This is a genomic window from Pseudochelatococcus sp. G4_1912, from assembly GCF_047501465.1.
Lineage (GTDB): Bacteria > Pseudomonadota > Alphaproteobacteria > Rhizobiales > Beijerinckiaceae > Pseudochelatococcus.
In genome coordinates this window covers 1,170,591-1,190,691 of the sequence record NZ_JAZDRL010000001.1, presented here as the reverse complement: position 1 = coordinate 1,190,691, position 20,101 = coordinate 1,170,591, and the positions used below count along the sequence as shown (strand labels likewise).

16 protein-coding genes are annotated in these 20,101 nt (G+C 52.6%); 10 read left to right on the top strand and 6 right to left on the bottom strand.

Annotated elements, in window-relative coordinates:
- Nucleotides 1–495 precede the first annotated feature (495 nt).
- Nucleotides 496–2,325, top strand: coding sequence for a M3 family oligoendopeptidase (locus VRZ32_RS05425; protein WP_414524664.1), 1,830 nt, complete (start codon nucleotides 496–498; stop codon nucleotides 2,323–2,325).
- A gap of 153 nt (nucleotides 2,326–2,478) precedes the next feature.
- Here the strand turns inward: VRZ32_RS05425 and VRZ32_RS05420 are convergent, their stop codons facing one another.
- Both VRZ32_RS05420 and VRZ32_RS05415 read right to left on the bottom strand, forming a co-directional pair.
- A complete protein-coding gene (locus VRZ32_RS05420; protein WP_414524663.1) occupies nucleotides 2,479–2,892 on the bottom strand; it encodes a hypothetical protein in 414 nt (137 codons plus the stop codon).
- Nucleotides 2,893–3,188: 296 nt separating this feature from the next.
- Nucleotides 3,189–3,386 (bottom strand): heavy-metal-associated domain-containing protein, encoded by a 198-nt coding sequence (locus VRZ32_RS05415; protein ID WP_414524662.1) that lies wholly within the window; start codon nucleotides 3,384–3,386, stop codon nucleotides 3,189–3,191.
- A 142-nt stretch (nucleotides 3,387–3,528) separates the two neighbouring features.
- Between VRZ32_RS05415 and VRZ32_RS05410 the strand changes: the two genes are divergently transcribed.
- From VRZ32_RS05410 to VRZ32_RS05385, 6 genes are all read left to right on the top strand, one after another.
- The gene (locus VRZ32_RS05410; protein WP_414524661.1) at nucleotides 3,529–6,021 is read left to right on the top strand and encodes a heavy metal translocating P-type ATPase; all 2,493 of its coding nucleotides are present in this window, start codon (nucleotides 3,529–3,531) and stop codon (nucleotides 6,019–6,021) included.
- On the top strand, nucleotides 6,018–6,419 hold the full coding sequence (cueR, locus tag VRZ32_RS05405; protein WP_414524660.1) for a Cu(I)-responsive transcriptional regulator: 402 nt from the start codon (nucleotides 6,018–6,020) through the stop codon (nucleotides 6,417–6,419). Before VRZ32_RS05410 ends, cueR begins: the two co-directional genes overlap by 4 nt.
- A gap of 367 nt (nucleotides 6,420–6,786) precedes the next feature.
- Entirely contained in the window at nucleotides 6,787–7,803 is a 1,017-nt protein-coding gene (locus VRZ32_RS05400; RefSeq protein WP_414524659.1) for a diguanylate cyclase domain-containing protein, read from the top strand.
- 268 nt (nucleotides 7,804–8,071) lie between these two features.
- Complete coding sequence (locus tag VRZ32_RS05395; RefSeq protein ID WP_414524658.1) at nucleotides 8,072–8,704, top strand: TetR/AcrR family transcriptional regulator; 633 nt, start codon at nucleotides 8,072–8,074, stop codon at nucleotides 8,702–8,704.
- 55 nt (nucleotides 8,705–8,759) lie between these two features.
- The gene (locus VRZ32_RS05390; RefSeq protein ID WP_414524657.1) at nucleotides 8,760–9,971 is read left to right on the top strand and encodes an efflux RND transporter periplasmic adaptor subunit; all 1,212 of its coding nucleotides are present in this window, start codon (nucleotides 8,760–8,762) and stop codon (nucleotides 9,969–9,971) included.
- Nucleotides 9,972–9,983: 12 nt separating this feature from the next.
- Nucleotides 9,984–13,130, top strand: a complete 3,147-nt coding sequence (locus VRZ32_RS05385; protein ID WP_414524656.1) for a multidrug efflux RND transporter permease subunit — start codon at nucleotides 9,984–9,986, stop codon at nucleotides 13,128–13,130.
- A 265-nt stretch (nucleotides 13,131–13,395) separates the two neighbouring features.
- Here VRZ32_RS05385 and VRZ32_RS05380 read toward each other — a convergent pair whose 3' ends face one another.
- The gene (locus VRZ32_RS05380; RefSeq protein ID WP_414524655.1) at nucleotides 13,396–13,983 is read right to left on the bottom strand and encodes a hypothetical protein; all 588 of its coding nucleotides are present in this window, start codon (nucleotides 13,981–13,983) and stop codon (nucleotides 13,396–13,398) included.
- A gap of 528 nt (nucleotides 13,984–14,511) precedes the next feature.
- Here VRZ32_RS05380 and VRZ32_RS05375 point away from each other — a divergent pair.
- The gene (locus tag VRZ32_RS05375) at nucleotides 14,512–14,871 is read left to right on the top strand and encodes a tRNA-binding protein (RefSeq protein ID WP_414524654.1); all 360 of its coding nucleotides are present in this window, start codon (nucleotides 14,512–14,514) and stop codon (nucleotides 14,869–14,871) included.
- On the opposite strand, the gene VRZ32_RS05370 is transcribed toward VRZ32_RS05375, so the two are convergent.
- From VRZ32_RS05370 to VRZ32_RS05360, 3 genes are read right to left on the bottom strand one after another with little or no spacing between them, the layout of a single operon-like run.
- On the bottom strand, nucleotides 14,865–15,659 hold the full coding sequence (locus tag VRZ32_RS05370) for an ABC transporter ATP-binding protein (protein ID WP_414524653.1): 795 nt from the start codon (nucleotides 15,657–15,659) through the stop codon (nucleotides 14,865–14,867). The two genes, VRZ32_RS05375 and VRZ32_RS05370, sit on opposite strands and share 7 nt — an antisense overlap.
- Nucleotides 15,656–16,738: a FecCD family ABC transporter permease gene (locus VRZ32_RS05365; RefSeq protein ID WP_414524652.1), complete on the bottom strand. Its 1,083-nt coding sequence runs from the start codon at nucleotides 16,736–16,738 to the stop codon at nucleotides 15,656–15,658. The genes VRZ32_RS05370 and VRZ32_RS05365 overlap by 4 nt, the downstream gene beginning before the upstream one ends.
- A 12-nt stretch (nucleotides 16,739–16,750) precedes the next feature.
- Complete coding sequence (locus tag VRZ32_RS05360) at nucleotides 16,751–17,632, bottom strand: TonB family protein (protein ID WP_414524651.1); 882 nt, start codon at nucleotides 17,630–17,632, stop codon at nucleotides 16,751–16,753.
- 315 nt (nucleotides 17,633–17,947) lie between these two features.
- Here VRZ32_RS05360 and hemH point away from each other — a divergent pair, with 315 nt between their 5' ends.
- Nucleotides 17,948–19,003: a ferrochelatase gene (hemH, locus tag VRZ32_RS05355; RefSeq protein WP_414524650.1), complete on the top strand. Its 1,056-nt coding sequence runs from the start codon at nucleotides 17,948–17,950 to the stop codon at nucleotides 19,001–19,003.
- 73 nt (nucleotides 19,004–19,076) lie between these two features.
- The gene (locus tag VRZ32_RS05350) at nucleotides 19,077–20,066 is read left to right on the top strand and encodes a KpsF/GutQ family sugar-phosphate isomerase (protein WP_414524649.1); all 990 of its coding nucleotides are present in this window, start codon (nucleotides 19,077–19,079) and stop codon (nucleotides 20,064–20,066) included.
- Nucleotides 20,067–20,101 lie beyond the last annotated feature (35 nt).

Here is a 20,101-nt window from a genome sequence, read left to right as displayed (position 1 = left end):
AACTTCGAAACACAGCTCATGAAGCCGGGAAGGTTCCATCCTCCCAAATGCTCATTTTTTGTTTCGTTTCGAGACATGTTGCAACAGCAACAATTAAGTACACATTAACGCTGGTGGGAAAAACGCATCCATCGCCATAAAGCGAGGTCAAGGTCCGCTCTTGGGATTCTCGCCATTGTCTATATATCAAGGGCGCAATAAGGTGAATCATGCTTTAACCCGTTCACGCTCTACTCCTTGATGTTTCATGTGGGTAATTCAGCCTTACTGAGATTTCAGGATGAAAAATATTTCACTGTAAGATCCGAGGATCATACCTCAGTAATAGATGGTCTTTCGAAGGGAGGGATTTGGGTTGAATATCATGAGTTGGCTCGCCCCAATCACCTTGCCTGGAGAACAGTCAGCAATGCAGCAACCTGCAAAAGGACTGCGCCCAAAGACCATCTATTACTGAGGTAGGCACCCCTATCCCCGCTGCATCCGAGAGTTGTCATGTCGCACACTGTCTCTTCGCAAAATACGTCTTCAAGCTCCTCTACCCAAATCAGCAACCTGCCTGAATGGAATCTGGCGGATCTTTACTCCGGGATCGATTCACCGGAATTCGCTACTGACCTTGCCAAAGGACAGGCTGATGCGTTGGCTTTCTCGACTGCCTATGCGGGAAAACTTGACGCACTGCTGCGTGGCCCGAATGCCAGCGAGGCCTTGGGCGAAGCTGTACGGCAGTATGAGGCCATCGAAGACCTTTTGGGACGACTTATTTCCTACGCCAGCCTTGTCTACGCCGGTGATACCACCGATCCCGTGCGTGCCAAGTTTTATGGTGACACACAGGATAAGCTTACTTCTGCGGGCACAAATCTTCTGTTCTTTGCGTTGGAACTGAATCGCCTCGATGATGCGCTACTGGCAGATGCCACCTCCCGCGCGCCCCTGGCCCACTGGCAACCGTGGATTAGCGATCTTGCCAAGGACAAACCCTATCAACTCGATGACGCCATCGAAAAGCTATTCCATGAGAAGTCCGTTACCGGACGGGGCGCATGGAACCGCCTTTACGATGAAACGCTTGCTTCTCTGCGCTTTGAGTTGCGGGGTGAAACCCTCACGCTGGAAGAAACCCTCAACAAGCTGCAAGAGCCCGATGGCGCATTGCGCAAGGAAGCTAGCGATGCCCTCGCTAAAGTCTTTGCGGAGAATTCACGCGTATTTACACTCATCACCAACACGCTGGCGAAGGATAAGGAGATATCTGATCGTTGGCGCGGATTTGCCGATATCGCGGATTCACGCCATCTCGCTAATCGTGTCGAACGCGAAGTTGTGGATGCACTCACAACCGCCGTACGTGATGCATATCCACGTCTCTCGCATCGCTATTACAAGCTGAAAGCCCGTTGGCTCGGCAAGGATGTACTGGAAAACTGGGATCGCAACGCGCCCCTACCCCAAACAGACAACCGCATTATCGGCTGGGATGAAGCGCGCAGCACAGTACTTGAAGCTTATGGCGATTTCTCACCGCGTATGGCGGATATTGCACGCGAATTTTTCGATAAAAACTGGATTGATGCCCCAACCCGCCCCGGCAAGGCACCCGGCGCTTTTGCACATCCCACGGTGCCATCAGCACATCCTTATGTGCTGCTCAACTATCTGGGCAAGCCGCGTGATGTCATGACGTTGGCGCATGAGCTTGGTCATGGCGTACATCAGGTGCTTGCAGCCCAAAACGGCGCGCTCATGGCGCCAACCCCGTTGACATTAGCTGAAACCGCATCTGTTTTCGGCGAAATGCTCACTTTCCGCAAGTTGCTCGCGGGAACGCAGGATCCGGTGCAGCGCAAGGTGCTCCTCGCAACCAAGGTCGAGGATATGATCAACACTGTTGTACGGCAGATCGCGTTTTATCAGTTTGAACGCAAGGTCCACACGGCGCGGCGCGAAGGTGAGCTTACAGCAGACAAGATCAACGAGCTGTGGCTATCCGTACAGGGTGAGAGTCTCGGACCGGCGATCCGTCTGAATCCTGGCTATGAAACGTTCTGGACGTATATTCCGCACTTCATCCATACGCCGTTTTACGTTTACGCATATGCCTTTGGTGACTGCCTGGTAAACTCGCTTTATGGGGTATACCAGAATGCTGAAGAAGGTTTTGTCGAAAAGTACTTCGCACTCCTTTCAGCAGGCGGATCGAAGGGCTATCGTGAATTGCTGCAGCCATTTGGTCTGGATGCAGGTGATCCTGCATTCTGGCAATATGGCCTCAACGTTATCGATGGCTTCATTTCCGAACTCGAAGCGCTGGATGCCTAACCACTTCACGGCATTATTATTAAAAATAACCCGGAGCAGCTGAAAAGCTCTCCGGGTTTTTTAAAAGCGCTGAACGTTTCAAGCTTTATATTTTACTGCAGCCTGGTTCACGCTGATAATCAATTTGAATGTGTTTTGCTCTGTTATCGGAAATTATTGATCCGGGGTCGGCTGGGGTGCTATCGACGGGGCCGGCTGAGTCACCACCTGCACATCCCGCGTGCTCAAATCTGCGCCTTCGCCTGCAATAGCGCTCCAAAGGGCATCAAAAGGCTCACCGAATCTTTCGCGCTGATGCGTATACATATGATGCGCATAACCGAGAGCGCCACCAATGAGACCGCCAACCAGCACCTTTATAACAACAGCTGACACAAAAGCTGTTACCACACTAATAACAACCTGCGCCGCAAAAAGCACCGCCCCTATCGAAAGTGCAATGCCAGCTCCCAAACGTGCGCCACGCCATGCAGCATCTTCAGGCGTCTCATTCTCCACTGGTTGAGCCAAATTGGCAAACGGTAGATGAGAGACAAGACCCCTTGCTGCGTTCAGGATATTTGACACGATAACACCATCATCTTTCTTTTCTTATTATTCAACACCGCTTAGAGCGAGGAACAACATCTTCGGCTTTTCATGAATAACTACCAACCTAGATACCGAAAAAAACATGGTTTATAAACCCTTAAATGCCATTATAATTAACACTTATGCTGCTGGGCCGAGAATTGAAATATAATATAAATATTCATGAAAATAAAAACAATATATATTTAAAATAATTGCAATATTTACTTGACTATTAAATGCAAATCAAGAAAAAATAATAATTGCTTATGGTTTTTCCATATATTACATGCTTATACATACGTATTCTCATATCCGGCAGCACGAACAGCCTGCGAGATAGAGGCTGCATCTGCAGATGTTTCCACTGATATTGTCTTTGTCGCAAGATCAGCCTTTACCTGCCCTTGTGCATCTATACTTTTGGTGGCCTTCTCGATTGTTGCCACGCAGCCCTCACAGCTCATCTTCGGCACCTTAAGCGTTATCATGATCAGGTCTCCTTTTCTATTTAAGCGATAGTACTCTTTCCCATTATGGGAAAGTCAAACGACTTTTGCTATTGACCTTCCCATAATAGGAAGGTCAATAAACGTTGGTATCGTAAACGAGCCAAATCAGGATACCAAAGCCATGAATGAGGCCGAAACTGCTACCACGCATACACTTCAACTCTCCATTAAGGGAATGAGTTGCGCTTCCTGTGTCACACGGGTGGAAAATGCCATCAGGAACGTACCAGGTGTAAGGTCTGCGAGCGTTAATCTGGCGACAGAAAGGGCAAGCATCGATTTTACAGGTGCCCCCACACTTCCACCTGTGATAGCCGCAATCAAGGCAACCGGGTATGACGTAGGAACTGAAACAGCTGATTTTTCGCTATCCGGCATGAGCTGCGCCTCCTGTGTGCAGCGGGTCGAGAACGCTATAAAGAAAGTACCCGGCGTGCTTGAGGCCACGGTGAATCTTGCCACCGAGCGTGCCCATGTTATTGCCGCTTTGGATACGATAAGGGCTGGCAATATTGAGCGCGCAGTCCAGCAAGCAGGTTATGAAGCGTATCGTTTATCGACAGGGCAGGACAAAAATGCGTCCGGCGAAGATCGCGAGCGCACAGCCCGCACAGCGGAAATCCAGAGTCTACGACGCGATGTGATTATCGCAGCCGCCCTTACCCTTCCGGTGTTCATTATAGAGATGGGGGGACATCTGGTTCCGGCTTTTCATCATTGGATTGCCGAGACACTTGGCCCATGGAGCTGGTATGGGCAATTTGCGCTCACCACACTGGTGTTATTTGGGCCGGGAAAGCGTTTTTTCGCGAAGGGTATTCCCACCCTGCTTCGCGGTACACCAGATATGAATGCGCTCGTGGCCGTAGGATCGGGTGCAGCGTGGGCATTTTCAGTTATCGCGACTTTCTGGTCAAACCTGCTGCCGGCTGGCACAATCCATGTCTACTATGAAGCCGCCGCTGTCATCGTGACACTGATATTGCTGGGACGATATCTCGAAGCACGCGCCAAGGGGCGTACCAGCGAGGCCATTCGCAAATTGGTGGGGCTTCAACCCAAGACGGCTCGCGTGCTGCGAGATGGCACCACTGCTGATATCGATATTAGCGAAGTGATGGTTGGCGATACCATTCTCGTGCGACCAGGAGAAAAAATTGCCGTTGATGGTGAGGTAACGGAGGGCAGTTCGTTCGTCGATGAATCCATGATTACCGGTGAGCCTGTGCCTGTCGAAAAGACTCTTGGTGCATCGGTTGTCGGCGGCACAGTGAATACTACGGGCAGCTTTTCGTTTCGCGCCATGCGGGTGGGGTCGGAAACGGTGTTGGCCCAGATCATCCGTCTTGTCGAGACAGCACAAGGCACGAAGCTGCCTATTCAGGCATTGGTCGATAAAATCACCGCATGGTTTGTGCCTGCCGTATTTGCCGCAGCAGCGGCTACCTTTGTTGCCTGGTTTTTCCTGGGGCCTGATCCGGCACTTACCTTTGCGTTGGTCAATGCAGTAGCCGTGCTGATCATCGCCTGCCCATGTGCGATGGGGCTTGCGACGCCAACCTCGATCATGGTCGGTACGGGGCGTGCTGCCGAGCTTGGCGTATTGTTTCGTAAGGGTGAAGCGCTACAAAGTCTGCGCGATGCGACAGTGATTGCGGTCGATAAGACCGGCACCCTGACCGCAGGCGCCCCCGAACTCACGGACTTATCCGTCACCAGCGCCTTTTCGGAAGACGATGTGCTGGCACTTGTGGCGGCGGTAGAGGCACGATCCGAGCATCCAATTGCACAGGCAATTGTCGCCGCAGCACATCAGCGCGGACTGACAATACCTGCACTCGATACGTTCGAGGCAGAAGCTGGATACGGCGTAACAGGCACAGTCAACAGCCAGCGCGTGGATGTTGGTGCAGATCGTTTCATGCATAAGCTCGCTATTGACCCCTCGCCTTTCATGCAGGAAGCCGCACGGCTTGGCGAGGATGGCAAAACACCGCTTTATGCCGCTATTAATGGGCATCTGGCGGCGATTATCGCTGTAGCTGATCCGATCAAACCCACCACTCAATCAGCAATTCAGGCGCTGCATGATCTGGGTTTGAAGGTCGTGATGGTGACGGGCGATAATCGGCACACGGCAGAAGCCATTGCGCGCCAGCTTGGCATCGATAGCGTTGAAGCTGAGGTTTTGCCGGAGGGCAAAGTTGGCGTCGTCAAGCGTCTTTCTGCAAACAATACACGACTGGCATTTGTGGGCGATGGCATCAACGATGCACCGGCACTTGCAAGCGCCGATGTCGGCATAGCGGTTGGTACGGGTACCGATGTCGCAATCGAAAGCGCAGATGTCGTATTGATGTCAGGCGATTTGCGTGGTGTGGTCAACGCAATTGCGCTCTCGCATGCCACGATGCGCAATATCGGGCAAAATCTGTTTTGGGCTTTCGCTTATAATGCCGCGCTGATTCCGGTGGCGGCGGGTGTGCTTTATCCCCTCAATGGCACGTTGCTGTCGCCAATGCTGGCAGCGGGCGCAATGGCGCTCTCCAGTGTATTCGTGCTCAGCAACGCGCTACGGCTGCGTCGCTTCAAGGGGCCACTGGAGGCAACATGAACATTGGTGAAGCAGCAAAGGCATCTGGTGTATCGGCCAAGATGATCCGCTATTACGAATCCATTGGCCTCATCAATAAAGCAATCCGTACCGAGGCCGGATATCGGGTCTATACAAATGCGGACGTGCATACGTTACGCTTCATCCGCCGATCGCGCGATCTGGGGTTTTCAGTGGCGCAGATCGAAACCCTGTTAGCCCTATGGCAGGATCGTGCAAGAGCAAGCGCTGACGTCAAGCGCATTGCCCAGGTGCATATTGCTGAGCTGGAAACCCGGATGAATGAGCTCAAACAAATGGCTGATACCCTGCGCCATCTTGCGGAAAACTGCGGAGGAGATGCCCGCCCGCATTGTCCGATCATCGCAAAATTGTCAGATGATGAAGATGTCAGGTGAAAGATAACCTTCAAGCAAATTTTAGTGCAATCGGTATCATAAACATCCAAAATGCTGCAGAATAAACGAGGTTCAGAATCTGTTAATTTTCAAGGAATGGCAGCACAATGACCAAAATACGCAAGAAAAATCACGAAGAGCGGAGCATATCCCCGGTTGAGTGACTTGACGCAGCCAATCGCTGGTCAAAGCATTGTCCAAAGGATGTGGCTCATCCACTTCACTATATTCCTTGCTTACATAGATTTATCTATGGATGACTAAACCATTGCAGGAGAATTAACAGGTCCTGAGCCTAGATTGGTTGAAAGGCTAGTAACAGAAAAAATCGCCAGCAAAAGCCACAGTAAGGGTTGTTGAATTGACAATGACTGATGAATTACTGACCCGCCTCTCGAACACAATTACATCGGCAAGAACAACCGAGGAGTATTCCCGGCCATTATTAGAGCTTTTAGAGTTCGTCACAGGACTGGAATCAACTTACCTCACCCGTATCGATCTAGAAGCCGGCGTTCAGAACATCCTGTTCGCACGTAATATCCGGACAATGTGTATTCCCGAGGGCCTGACGGTTCCGTGGAATGATACATTATGTAAGCGCGCCCTCGATGAAGGCCAAGCTTTTACCGACGATGTTACCAGCTGCTGGGGAGATTCCGAAGCGGCAAAAGCATTGGGCATTGTCACCTATGCCAGCGCACCGGTACGCCTAGATAACGGCTCGGTTTATGGCACACTGTGTGCTGCAAGCTCAGAGCGCAAGCCTATCACCCCGCGCAGTAAACAATTGCTGAAGCTGTTCGCAGCGCTGATTGCCCAACAGATACAGCGTGAGCAGCTGATGAGCCAGCTGCAGCATGCGAATGCAGCATTGGAGGGGTATTCCAATACGGATATGCTCACCGGCCTTCCCAACCGTCGCTGCATTTTCAGCGAAATGCACCGCCTGTTTGCACTCGCCAAGCGCAACGAACAAAGCATATTAGTGGCTTATATTGATCTTGATGATTTCAAGCAGATCAATGACACTTACGGACACGATATTGGCGATGCATTTCTGATCGATATCAGCCAGCGTCTTAGCATGGGATTAAGAGCGGGCGATATGCTGGGACGTCTGGGAGGCGATGAGTTTGTTGTCGTTGCAATGGGCCCCTCGCTGAAAGAAGATGCAGATCACGCTGTCAAGATGCTGCGAGACAGGCTAATGCCTTTGATCCAGGGGACATTCCACTTCGGCGCACACCATTTTGATTATCCCGGCGCGAGCTGCGGGGCAATCAACATCAACCCAGCCACAATCTCTCCGCAGAATGCGATCTACCTTGCAGATACCGCTATGTACAGAGATAAGAAAGCGCGCAAAGAAAACGTTCTGTGAGGGCGAAATTGAACAAAATTGCCCTGATTTCAATAATGACTACACAACGCATAAAACTGAGGATCAGTTAATTTCCTCGCAGAGGCATTGCAGTGAACAAGATATGCGCCAAGAGCGGGGTTATTCCCAGGCATGACTATGCTTGTGCTACAGCGCACATAAGCGACGTTCTCATTCGTTCTCATCTCTTGACTCTCAAGTGAGTTCAAATTAATAACCGACCGGTTGGTTATTAATTTGAATCCTCTTTTATCAAGCGTGGAGTCGAATGGGCCGTCATCGAACAATTACGCGTGAGCAAGTGCTCGAAGCAGCCCAAGCTGTTGTGCTGCGTGATGGGGCCGGGCGGATGACACTTGAAGCTGTTGCGCTGCAAGCTGGCATCAGCAAAGCCAGTGTTCTTTATGATTTCAAAACCAAGCAGCAGCTGATTAGTGCACTGATTGAGCGTGATATCTGCAACCATCAACGCAAGATTGATGAGCTGGCAGAAGCCCTTGGTTCTTCGACACCCGATGCCGGCATCCTCGCGCGCATCGAAGCCGTGCGCAGTATGACAGATGACGACCGCGCTGTTACAACCAGCCTATGCGCAGCAATGACCTGTGATGCACAGTTGCGCAAACCCTTGCAGGAACTCTTTACCAAGACGATTGAAGATCTTCGAACCACCTCGGAAAGCCCGCGTGGCGCCTTGTTGGCGTTTCTGGCAGCGGAAGGCTTGGCCCAGCTCGAATGGTTCGGCTTTCAGGCGTGGCAAGAGGATGAGCGCGAGCAATTACTAGCCGATATCTGCTGGCTGTCGTCGCAAGTGCCTGCACCAACCTTGCTTGAAACAAACAAGACTGAACCAATCAGCCACAAGCCCAAAGAAGTGCCTGAGAAGCTCCCGATTGACTAGGCCAATCAACTAATTCAAACCCTTTTCTCGAATAAACGCATTCCAGGATCAGCGCATGCAAGTCCCTTCTCCCTTCCGGGCCCTTGTTCTCAGTCTCTCCCTCCTTGTCCCCCTTGGTCTTGCCGCTTGTTCGGATGATGACAAGGGACAACAGGGTGGTCAATCTGGGATGCCGCCTTCAGCGGTCAGCATTGTCACGGTGCAGCCTGAGGCCATTGCAATTACGAATGAACTGCCAGGGCGCATTACCCCGACCCGCATTGCTGAAGTGCGCCCGCGCGTTTCCGGCATTGTGGTGGAGCGCGTGTTCACACAGGGCACACATGTCAATGAAGGTGATGTGCTTTATCGTATCGATCCAGAACCCTTCCGCCTGCAAGTTGAAAGTGCCCAAGCAACACTTCAACGGGCAGAGGCAACGCAATTGCAAGCCAAGCAACAGGCAGATCGCAGCCAGGAATTGCGCGCACGTAATGTGACAAGCACCCAGGCACTTGAAACCAGTGTTGCGGCTCTTGCGCAGGCCAATGCAGACGTGGCTTCAGCCAAGGCAGCACTTTCCACGGCACAGCTCAATCTGCAATATGCGGATGTAAAAGCCCCAATCAGCGGCCGCATAGGCCGTGCCTTGATTACCGAGGGTGCCTTGGTAGGTACAGGTGCGATGGATGTTCTGGCGACTATCCAGCAACTTGACCCTGTTTATGCTGACTTTACGCAATCCGTGAATGATCTTCTCAATCTGCGCCGTGCCGCACAAGCAGGCCATCTGACAGGTGCAAAAGAAGGGGAGGCAAGTGTTCGTTTATTATTCGATGACGGCACTCCCTACCCCCATGTCGGCCGCCTGCTATTTTCGGAAGCAACCGTCGACGCCACCACAGGCCAGGTAACGATGCGTGGGCAGTTCCCCAATACCGATGGGGAGCTATTGCCAGGCATGTATGTGCGCATTCAGATTGATCAGGGCACTGAGCAGAATGCCATCGCCGTGCCACAACAAGCCTTGCAGCGCGATACTGGTGGGCAGGCGCTCGTGTATGTCGTGGATGAAAACAATACCGCTGCCGTGCGTCCCGTGAAAGCAGGTCGCGTTGTCGGTGACCGTTGGGTTATCGATAATGGCTTGAAAGCAGGTGACCGGGTCATTGTTGAGGGTTTCCAGAAAATCCGTCCTGGTGCACCTGTTGCACCAACAGACTGGAAGTCGAATACGGAAGCGACGGCCTCGACCGAGCCTCCAACCCCAGCGAATAGCGGCAAATAAGGAGCCCACGGCATGCCCAGTTTCTTTATTGACCGCCCGGTATTTGCCTGGGTTGTTGCGATCTTCATGGTGCTCGCGGGTGTCATCTGCATACCGATGCTGCCAATTGCGCAATACCCTAGCGTTGCCCCACCACAGATTACGGTATCAACAGTCTACCCTGGCGCTTCACCTGAGCAGATTTATCAGAGCGTCACCCGCCTGATTGAAGAGGAACTGAACGGCGTTCAGGGCCTGCTTTATTTTGAATCAACCTCGGATACGACAGGCAGCGTCAGCATCACCGCTACCTTCCAACCCGGCACGGATGTCAACGTTGCTGCAACCGAGGTGCAAAACCGGGTGCGGCGCGTTGAACCACGCCTGCCGCAAGCTGTTGCTCAACAAGGTATCGAAGTTGAACAGGCCGGTGCGGGCTTCCTACTCGTGATTACCCTCAACTCAACTGATGGTGCCACCGATGCTATCGGTCTTGGTGACTTTCTTACCCGTAACGTGTTGAGCGAAATCCGCCGTGTACCGGGGGTGGGTAAGGCACAGCTGTTTGCCTCTGAGCGTGCGATGCGCATCTGGATCGATCCTGAAAAGATGATCGGCCTCAAGCTCACCACATCGGATATCACGTCGGCAATTCAGTCGCAGAACGCACAGGTGGCGGCGGGCAGCATCGGTGCGCAGCCCAATCCCATCAATCAACAGATCGCCGCAACGGTGCTGGTGCGCGGACAGCTGACATCGCCGGAAGAGTTTGGCGCCATCGTGCTACGCGCAAACCCTGATGGCTCCTCCGTGCGCCTTCGCGATGTGGCGCGCATCGAGGTTGGTGGACAGGATTACAACTTCTCCTCCCGCCTTAATGGCACCCCAAGCGCTGCCATTGGTGTGCAATTGTCACCAACGGCCAACGCACTATCGACCTCAGAAGCCATCCGCACGCGTATGAACGAACTGTCCAAGTTCTTTCCGGCTAATCTGAAGTGGGATATCCCCTATGATACAGCGCCATTCGTAGCGGTCTCCATTGAAAAGGTGTTCCACACGCTGCTTGAAGCAGTGGCACTTGTTTTTGTGGTCATGTTCATCTTCCTGCAAAACTTCCGCTACACGATCATTCCGATCATCGTGGTGCCAATTGCGCTGATGGGCACCTGCGCAATCATGCTGGCCATGGGCTTTTCAATCAACGTGCTGACGATGTTCGGCATGGTGTTGGCGATTGGTATTTTGGTCGATGACGCCATTGTGGTGGTTGAAAACGTCGAACGCATCATGTCGGAAGAAGGTTTGCCTCCCCGTGAGGCAACGCGCAAGGCGATGAAGCAGATCACAAGCGCGCTTATCGGCATAACGCTTGTGCTCACGGCTGTGTTTGTGCCAATGGCGTTTTTCCCCGGCGCAGTGGGTGTCATCTATCGTCAGTTCAGTTTGACGATGGTGGTATCCATCTTGTTCTCAGCCCTGCTGGCGTTGTCGCTGACACCCGCATTGTGCGCAACCTTCCTGAAGCAGGTGCCAAAAGGACATCATGAGGTCAAACGCGGCTTCTTCGGCTGGTTTAACCGTAACTTTGACCGCACAACTCGCGGGTATACGGCCATTGTCAGCTATCTGGTGCGCCGGGTTGGTCGGTACATGCTGATTTACACGGCGTTGCTTGTGGGGTTGGGGTACCTCTTCATCCAGCTACCATCAGCGTTTCTTCCCAATGAAGATCAAGGCTATCTGATCGTCAGCATGCAAGGCCCACCAGAGGCAAGCGGCAATCGCATGCTGGAGGTGATCCAGTCGGTTGAGGATGTTTTCAAAAATGAAAAGGGCGTTCAAAACCTCATCGTTATTAGCGGGTTCAGCTTTGATGGAGCGGGCCAGAACGCAGCGCTTGCCTTTGCCACACTCAAAGACTGGTCTGAACGCGGACCTGAGGATTCAGCAACGGCGATCTCTGGCCGTGTAAATATGCAGCTTTTTGGTCTGCGTGATGCTTTCGCTTTCGCTTTGTCTCCACCACCCATTCAGGGACTTGGTACGACAAGCGGATTCTCGTTCCGTCTTCAGGATCGGGCCGGTCTTGGGCAGGAAGCGCTGGGGGCTGCACGTGATCAACTGCTGGCTGCAGCAGGCAAAAGCCCGATTCTGCAAGGCTTGCGCGTAGAAGGTCTGCCAGATGCGGCGCAGGTCAATATCACGATCGACCGTGAAAAAGCCAACACCTTCGGCGTGACCTTTGCTGACATCAACCACACGATTTCGACCAATCTGGGTTCCAGCTACGTCAACGACTTCCCCAACACAGGCCGCATGCAGCGGGTGACAGTGCAGGCGGAGCAGGAGCGCCGTACAAAGATTGATGATCTGCTTAGTCTGAACGTCCGTAATGCCAACGGCGGTATGGTGCCTTTGTCAGCCTTCGCTTCTATTGAGTGGAAGAAAGGTCCGGCAATGGTGGTGGGGTATAATGGCTTTCCGTCCATCCGCATTTCTGGCGAAGCGGCATCGGGCTACTCATCGGGCGATGCCATTGCCGAGATGCAGCGGCTTGCAGCTGATTTGCCAGCTGGCTTTGGTTATGAGTGGACGGGACAGTCGTTGCAGGAAATCCAGTCTGGCTCGCAGGCACCTTATCTGATTGCGCTGAGCTGCCTGATCGTCTTCCTGTTCCTGGCAGCACTTTATGAAAGCTGGTCAATTCCGGCAGCAGTGATGCTTGTGGTGCCACTTGGCGTCATCGGCGCTGTGGCTGCTGTCATGCTGCGTGATATGCCCAACGACGTTTACTTCAAGGTTGGACTGATCGCGATTATCGGTCTGTCTGCGAAGAATGCGATCCTGATCGTGGAGTTCGCCAAGGATCTCTATGCTGAAGGCAAATCGTTGCTGGATGCGACGATTGAAGCGGCGCATTTGCGTTTCCGGCCGATCATTATGACGTCGTTCGCTTTCACTCTTGGCGTATTGCCTCTTGCGATCGCGCAGGGAGCAAGCGCAGGCAGCCAGCAGGCGATTGGTACGGGTGTGATGGGCGGTATGATTTCCGCGACAATCCTGGCCGTATTCTTCGTGCCCGTGTTTTTCGTTTCGGTTATGCTGCTGTTTAACGAACGTAAGGCCAAGAAGGCCACAGAAACAAGCGGACAACAGTCCGCAGGTCCTGCTGAGTAAACAACAAGAGCAAAAATGCCCGGAAAGATGAGTTCTTTCCGGGCATTTCTTTGAATCTTTAACACGCCAGATGTTCTGATAAGGCCAGGACTGCACCCTCACCTTTATGTTGACCCTAACTTGGGTTCAATTTGATACTCAACTGGAACGCAAGCTATTTTTGGTGCAATGCCGCAGTTTAGCTAAACAGAATGCCATCCGTTGGATGCAAATATAAATACGATTTTCTATATGTGATAAATATAAAAAATATTTATCACTTCTTTTACTCACCTTGTCCATTTATTTCAAATATCTGGAATTGATGTTCCATCTCATAGACTTGTGCATCTGTGGTAGAGAATGGTGATTGAGTAAGAACAGGCCCTAGGTCAAGATCCGACATATCTAAATCTTTGTTCGGAATTCTAGGTGCCAAGGAGCTTCTTGGAGGCAGCTCAACATTGGTTGAACGAACGAACTGAGGCATATTGGCTGTCTCGGGCATTGGCAATGGCAATAGCGGCACAAAAAAGTAATGATCCTCTTCTTGGTATTGCGGCTTATTGCTTATAGCATTCATCTCCGGAGTATTGGGGGGAGCGCAATCTTCTCCGTCACTTAAATTGTTCGTTGCCTGCAGGTTTGATTGCTGCATATTATCGCCAAAAACAAGTGGATATACAGTTATTTCATTCATGTTATTAGTATATGATGTAGGTTGATTAGGATAATATACCACCTGCATGCCATGAAATTGGCCCTGTTGATTTTGTTCTATCCCAGACCACCCCTGAGCTTGATTTTGAGTTGCCTGAGAATTGTAGTAATGAAAGTTACCATCATTTTGTGGAAACGAATTAAAGTTAGACATATGAAATAATCCACCCGTTTTAAGATGTTAATTAATTGCCCTTATAATTTTCGGACAACAATCTTATAAATAAAAAATATAAATGGAAGCGCTTATTTATCCAAAATCGAATGATAACATCCAAAGGGCATCTGGTTGTCTTAACCTGCAGTGTAAGCTTAAACAAGAGCTTATTGAGCTCTTGTTAGTCAGATGGCGAACCAACCTCATAAAACGACGATCGAAGAGAAAAGTGCAATAATTCGGTGCTGAAAAAAATTCTGAAAAACTCTCCGCTTCCCAGCGCAACTGGTAACAATCGCCCCTCATAGAAACTTCGATTAAAAATTTTCTCAATAAGTTTACGTAACGCGCTAACGCGCTTTGCAACATGGTTAATGGGCAATCAAAATACGACAAATTAATGTCCGATTTCGTTTGTTTGTAATGAATCTTACTTTTTCAGGCAATTCATACACAAGGCGAAAGGTTGGCATTGGCAATTAAAGCCGTCTATTTTCGCTCATCGGTGCATTATCGGAGACAACAATGTCGAATGTCGAAGACAGCAGCTTTAAATCCCAAGTGGTCTATGATGATTTCGCCAAGCTAGATATCCGTGTGGGACGGGTGGTTGAGGTGCAACCATTCCCAAAGGCACGTAATCCTTCTTACAAAATTGCAGTAGATTTGGGAGAGCTGGGCATCAAATGGTCAAGCGCGCAGATTACGAGCTACGCCATCGAAGACCTCATTGGAATACAGGTAGTATGCGTCGTTAATTTCCCACCTCGTAATATCGCGGGTTTTCAGTCGCAGGTGCTTATTCTCGGCGTTGAAAATGCGAAAGGGGATATCATCCTGCTCAGCCCACGCAGCGAAGTACCCAAAGGCAACGCCATTTATTGACCCGCTGATGCCCGCACAATGGAGCGATCCGTCAATACAATGGGAAAACCGCGTGAGCAGCGCTCAACACGTCCCTCAATGCCATAGGCGCGGTTCAGAAGATCCGTGCTCATCACGTCATCGGGGGGGCCCGCGGCAAGCACGCCACCGCCGCCCAGTACGATCAGGCCATCGCAGAATCTGAGTGCCAGATTGATATCGTGAATTGCCATGAGGCAAATGGCATTCTCGCGGCGGGTGATATCGCGAACCGTTTCCAACACGTTTAGCTGCCAGCGCAGATCAAGCGCACTGGTTGGTTCGTCCAGCAGCAACAGTGGTGGCTTGCGCACCAACACTTGCGCTAACCCTACCATCTGCCGCTGACCACCCGACATTTCCGATAACCGGCATAATGCCAGTGCGCGTAGATCAAGCGCCGTGAATACCTCATCAACCGTCTGCGCAACTTGCACCGATGAGAGATCGCCCCGCACTGCCCGAAATGCACTTGTCACCGCCTCATACGCAACAAGAGACGTGGACTGAGGCAATGCCTGCGAAAGATACCCCACCCGCCGCACACGCTGTGTTAGTGGCAGCTGCGAAAGATCAGCACCTCCCAGCAAAATACGGCCTGTAGATGGACGTAATCCAGCAATGGCCTTCAACAGCGTTGATTTACCGACTGCATTAGAGCCGATTACAGCCACGAGTGATCCGGGCGCGATGGGACCTATATCAATACCTTTAAGCACCGGCGTGCGGCCATATCCGACACTGACATCCGTAAGCTGAAGCGCGTTCATGCGCCCCTCCGCTGGGTGAGTATAAGCACCATAAACAACGGAATGCCGACAAGCGAAGTGACAATGCCAACCGGCAATATCAGCCCCGGCACCAGAAGCTTGCTTGCAATCGATGCCAGTGACAGCACCAGCGCCCCCGCCAATGCACTGCCGGGAAGGTAAAACCGGTGATCCTCGCCCAACGCCAATCTTGAAATATGCGGGCCGACGAGGCCGACAAAACCAATCGTGCCAACAAAACATACCGCCACTGCTGCCAGAAGGCTAACGCGCAACATCACCAGCAAGCGCAAACGCTCCACCGGGATGCCGAAGCTGCGCGCGTGATCCTCCCCACCCCGCAATGCTGTCATCGCCCATACATGCATCATCGATAGCGGCAGGCACACCGCCAGCACCCCCGCGACGATAGCGATTTTGCCCCATGTGGCGCGCGTCAGGCTGCCCATGTTCCAGAACACAACTTGTTGCAGCGCATCGGCATCGGCCACGAACTGGATCAGCGCCACAAGTGCATTCAGCACAAACACCATCGCAATACCGAAAAGCACCACCGTATCCACGGTAGCGCCATACACCCGTGAAAGCGCATGAATCAGCATGGTGCTGCCAACAGCAAACACAAATGCGCCCAGCGCCACGCCATAATTTTGATTGAGCCACGCCGGCAGGACATTGAACACAATGACAACCGATGCGCCCAGCATCGCCGCTGCCGATACACCCAGCGTGAATGGACTCGCAAGCGCATTGTTAAGCACGGTCTGCATTTCCGCACCCGCAAGCCCGAGTGCCGCACCAACCAGCACCGCCATCACGGCATAGGGCAGCCGCACATCCCACAGAATAACAGCCTGCGCCTTGCCCAAAACATCGGGATTGATAAGTCCACGCAAAATATCACTCACCGCAAGGCTGGAGGTTCCAGTCGCGACATCGGTAAGGAACGACAATACCAGCGCGACAGCCAATCCTAAAAGGATCGCCACCCGCACCACGGTGAAGCGCGCATACTGGCGCGATAACGCATCTTCAGAGGAAACTGCGGCCTGCGCTATTTCATTGCGAAAGAGAGACATGAATGCTTTCGGTTATCGCAGGTTAAACCGCACCGGCACTGTGAGGGTGAGCTTGCCGCCTGAAACCTCCGGCGGGATAGCCGGTAAGGGCGAAGCGCGCTGGATCATCGCCACAGCCTCCTGATCGAGCAAAGGCGATCCGGCACTGCCAAGCAATTGATAGGAAAGCACCTTGCCTGAACGATCCATAGTGAATTGCAGCCGCGCCACCCCCACTTCGCCACGCTGACGCGCCGCCACCGGATAACGCTTGTGACGGTTAAGATGCGCCAGCATCGCACTACGCCATGAAGGCGGTGTAGCGGATGGATTAACCGCCCCACCAATTGAAGGCGCGGCCGATTGCGTGCCCGGCTGTCCACGCGAACTTGGTGGTGCGGTTGTACGATCAGATGGTGGACGAGCCGATGGAGGACGTTCGCTTGCCTTTTTCGCTGCTGGTTTTGGCTTTTCCGGCTCTGGCTTCTGTTCAATCACCGGGCGCTCTGGCGGCGGCGGTGGCAGAGATACTGCAGGTTCCGGCATCGGCGGTGTTTCGACAAGATCGGGCGCCGGTTCTGGTGGTAGCGGCTCAGACTCCAAAACAGGTGGCACCAGCTCATTTACCGGTGGTAAATCCTTGACCGGAGGTGCCTCTTGCGGTGGCGGCGCTTCTTCTGCAACGGGGCCGGGATCTGCCGCATCCGATGCAACATCGGGAGCAGCTGCCATCGGCATCAGGTCGATTATAAGTGCTGCAGCTGGTTCACCCGGCGGAGGCTCAGCCCGCCCCCAGATATTGACGGCCGCAGCTAGCCCAGCATGTACCCCCAGCACAACAACAGCCGCAAACACCCAACGCAACAATGCGCGCGGTTCCGGGCCATCATCGTGATAAAAGGTAGCAACACTCATCGCGCCATTACTCTCTGATCATGCACAAGGCGCTATCCAGCCTGCGAATAGTTCTCACTGTTGGAAAGGTTGCGGTAACAATTAAGCGGCATCATTACAAAAATCAAGAAAAATTAATAAATGATTTCAGCATGTTACAACTTTAGAAGCATATAAGACAGGCGAAAAAACGCTCTATTCCAAACCGCTTAGGCTGTGCGGATTTTTGCAAAGCGCCGTTTTGTCGCCATTGCGATAGTTGGATCGGCGTATAAATCGCATTACAAGTGCGTGACCCTTGCGCATTGCAGGGGAATCATAACCTAAGGAATCACGATGCCCTCAACGGCCGCAACCACGACCGATGCCTTTCCTGTATTCAAGAGCGGGCGTATTGGCGTGCTGCTGCTTAATCTGGGCACACCGGAGGCCACGGACTATTGGTCCATGCGCCGGTATCTCAAGGAATTTCTATCCGACAAGCGTGTGATCGAAACACCGCGCCTTCTCTGGTGGCCGATACTGAACCTGATCATCCTGACAAAGCGCCCTGCCGCTAAAGGCAAGGATTATGACAGCATCTGGAATACGGATCTCAACGAATCGCCACTGAAAACCACCACCCGTGGCCAGGCTGAAAAGCTCGCGCAGATCATCAGCGATGCATCGCCTGAAGCTGGCGAGTTGATCACCGTGGACTGGGCAATGCGTTATGGCTTCCCCAGCGTGAAGGATCGCCTGCAAGCACTGCAGGATCAGGGCTGTGATCGCATTTTGCTGGTGCCGCTTTATCCGCAATATGCGGCTGCAACCTCCGCCACCGCCTGCGACAAGGCGTTTGAGGCGTTGATGCAGATGCGCTGGCAACCGACCATTCGCGTTAGCCCGCCCTATTATGAAGACACGGTTTATATCGACGCGCTCGCTACCAGTCTGCGCCAATCACTGGCCAAGCTTGATTTCGAACCCGAAAAAATCCTTGCCTCATTCCACGGCGTGCCCAAAAGCTACATCCTGAAGGGCGACCCCTACAGAAGCCAGTGCGAGCGTACGCATGCGTTGCTGTGTGAAGCGATGAATATGCCGCAAGACAAGCTGATGCTGACCTTCCAGTCGCGCTTTGGCAATGAAGAATGGCTCACCCCCTACACAGACATGACCGTGAAGGGGCTTGCCGAAAGCGGGATCAAGCGTCTTGCCATCATCACCCCCGGCTTTTCGGCAGATTGCCTTGAAACGATTGAAGAAATTGCGGTCGAAAATCGGGACATCTTTATGGAGCACGGCGGGGAGCAGTTTGCAGCCATTCCATGTCTCAACGATTCCCCTGAAGGCATGGATGTCATCACCAGCGTAGTGCGGCGAGAGTTGCAGGGCTGGGTTACGTTTTGATAATGCATGAAAGCATTGCCGTATTACGGTTCAGTGTTTAAACACGCTGCTTTAGCAGGAGACTTTATTTATTATGTCGGCAGCACGCACCGCGCCTTTTGATGCCCTTACCGCAGCACTCAATACGATTGATGTTGAACGTCGGGGTCTTGACCAGCTTTCCGAGGCGCTTTCGAACGGCCTGGGAGGGCCATTCCGCGCCGCGATTGAGCGCATTCGCACTGCGACGGGCCGTGTGATTGTTACCGGCATGGGCAAATCCGGCCATGTAGGGCGCAAAATTGCGGCTACATTGTCATCGACGGGAACCACCGCCTATTTCGTGCATCCGTCGGAAGCCAGCCATGGCGATCTGGGCGCCATTCAGACTGATGACGTGGTGCTTGCACTGTCCTGGTCTGGCGATACGGCAGAGCTTGGCGCTATACTCACTTATGCCAAACGGTTCAGCATTCCGATAATTGCGATTACGTCGAACGCTGATTCAGAGCTTGGTCGCGCAGCTGATGTTGGCCTTATCCTGCCAAAGGCACAGGAAGCATGCCCCAACGGCCTCGCTCCCACTACCTCTACCACCATGCAGCTGGTAATGGGCGATGCATTGGCGATTGCGCTGATTGAATCGCGCGGCTTTTCCTCGCAGGATTTCAAGGTGTTCCACCCTGGTGGACGTCTGGGTGCGCAGCTGCGTTTCGTGCGCGATGTCATGCACACCGGCGACCGCCTGCCGCAGGTCACAATGGGCACGAATATGGCAGAAGCGCTCGTCGAGATGAGCGCCAAGGGCTTTGGCTGCGTGCTTGTTGCAAATGCTGATGGCACGCTTGCAGGCATCATCACGGATGGTGACTTGCGCCGTCATATGACCAACAATCTGCCCGCCCAACGCGTGGAAGACGTAATGACACGCGCACCAAAGGTGATCTCACCAGATACGCTTGCCGGTGAAGCTGTGCAAATTGTCGAACACACGAAGGTTGGCGCACTTATCGTAGGCGACGATGCTGGCCACGCAGTTGGCATCGTCCACATTCTGGACCTGCTCCGCACCGGCACAGCATAATTGTATAGATCTTCGCGCCATGCTGGCCTGCAAAT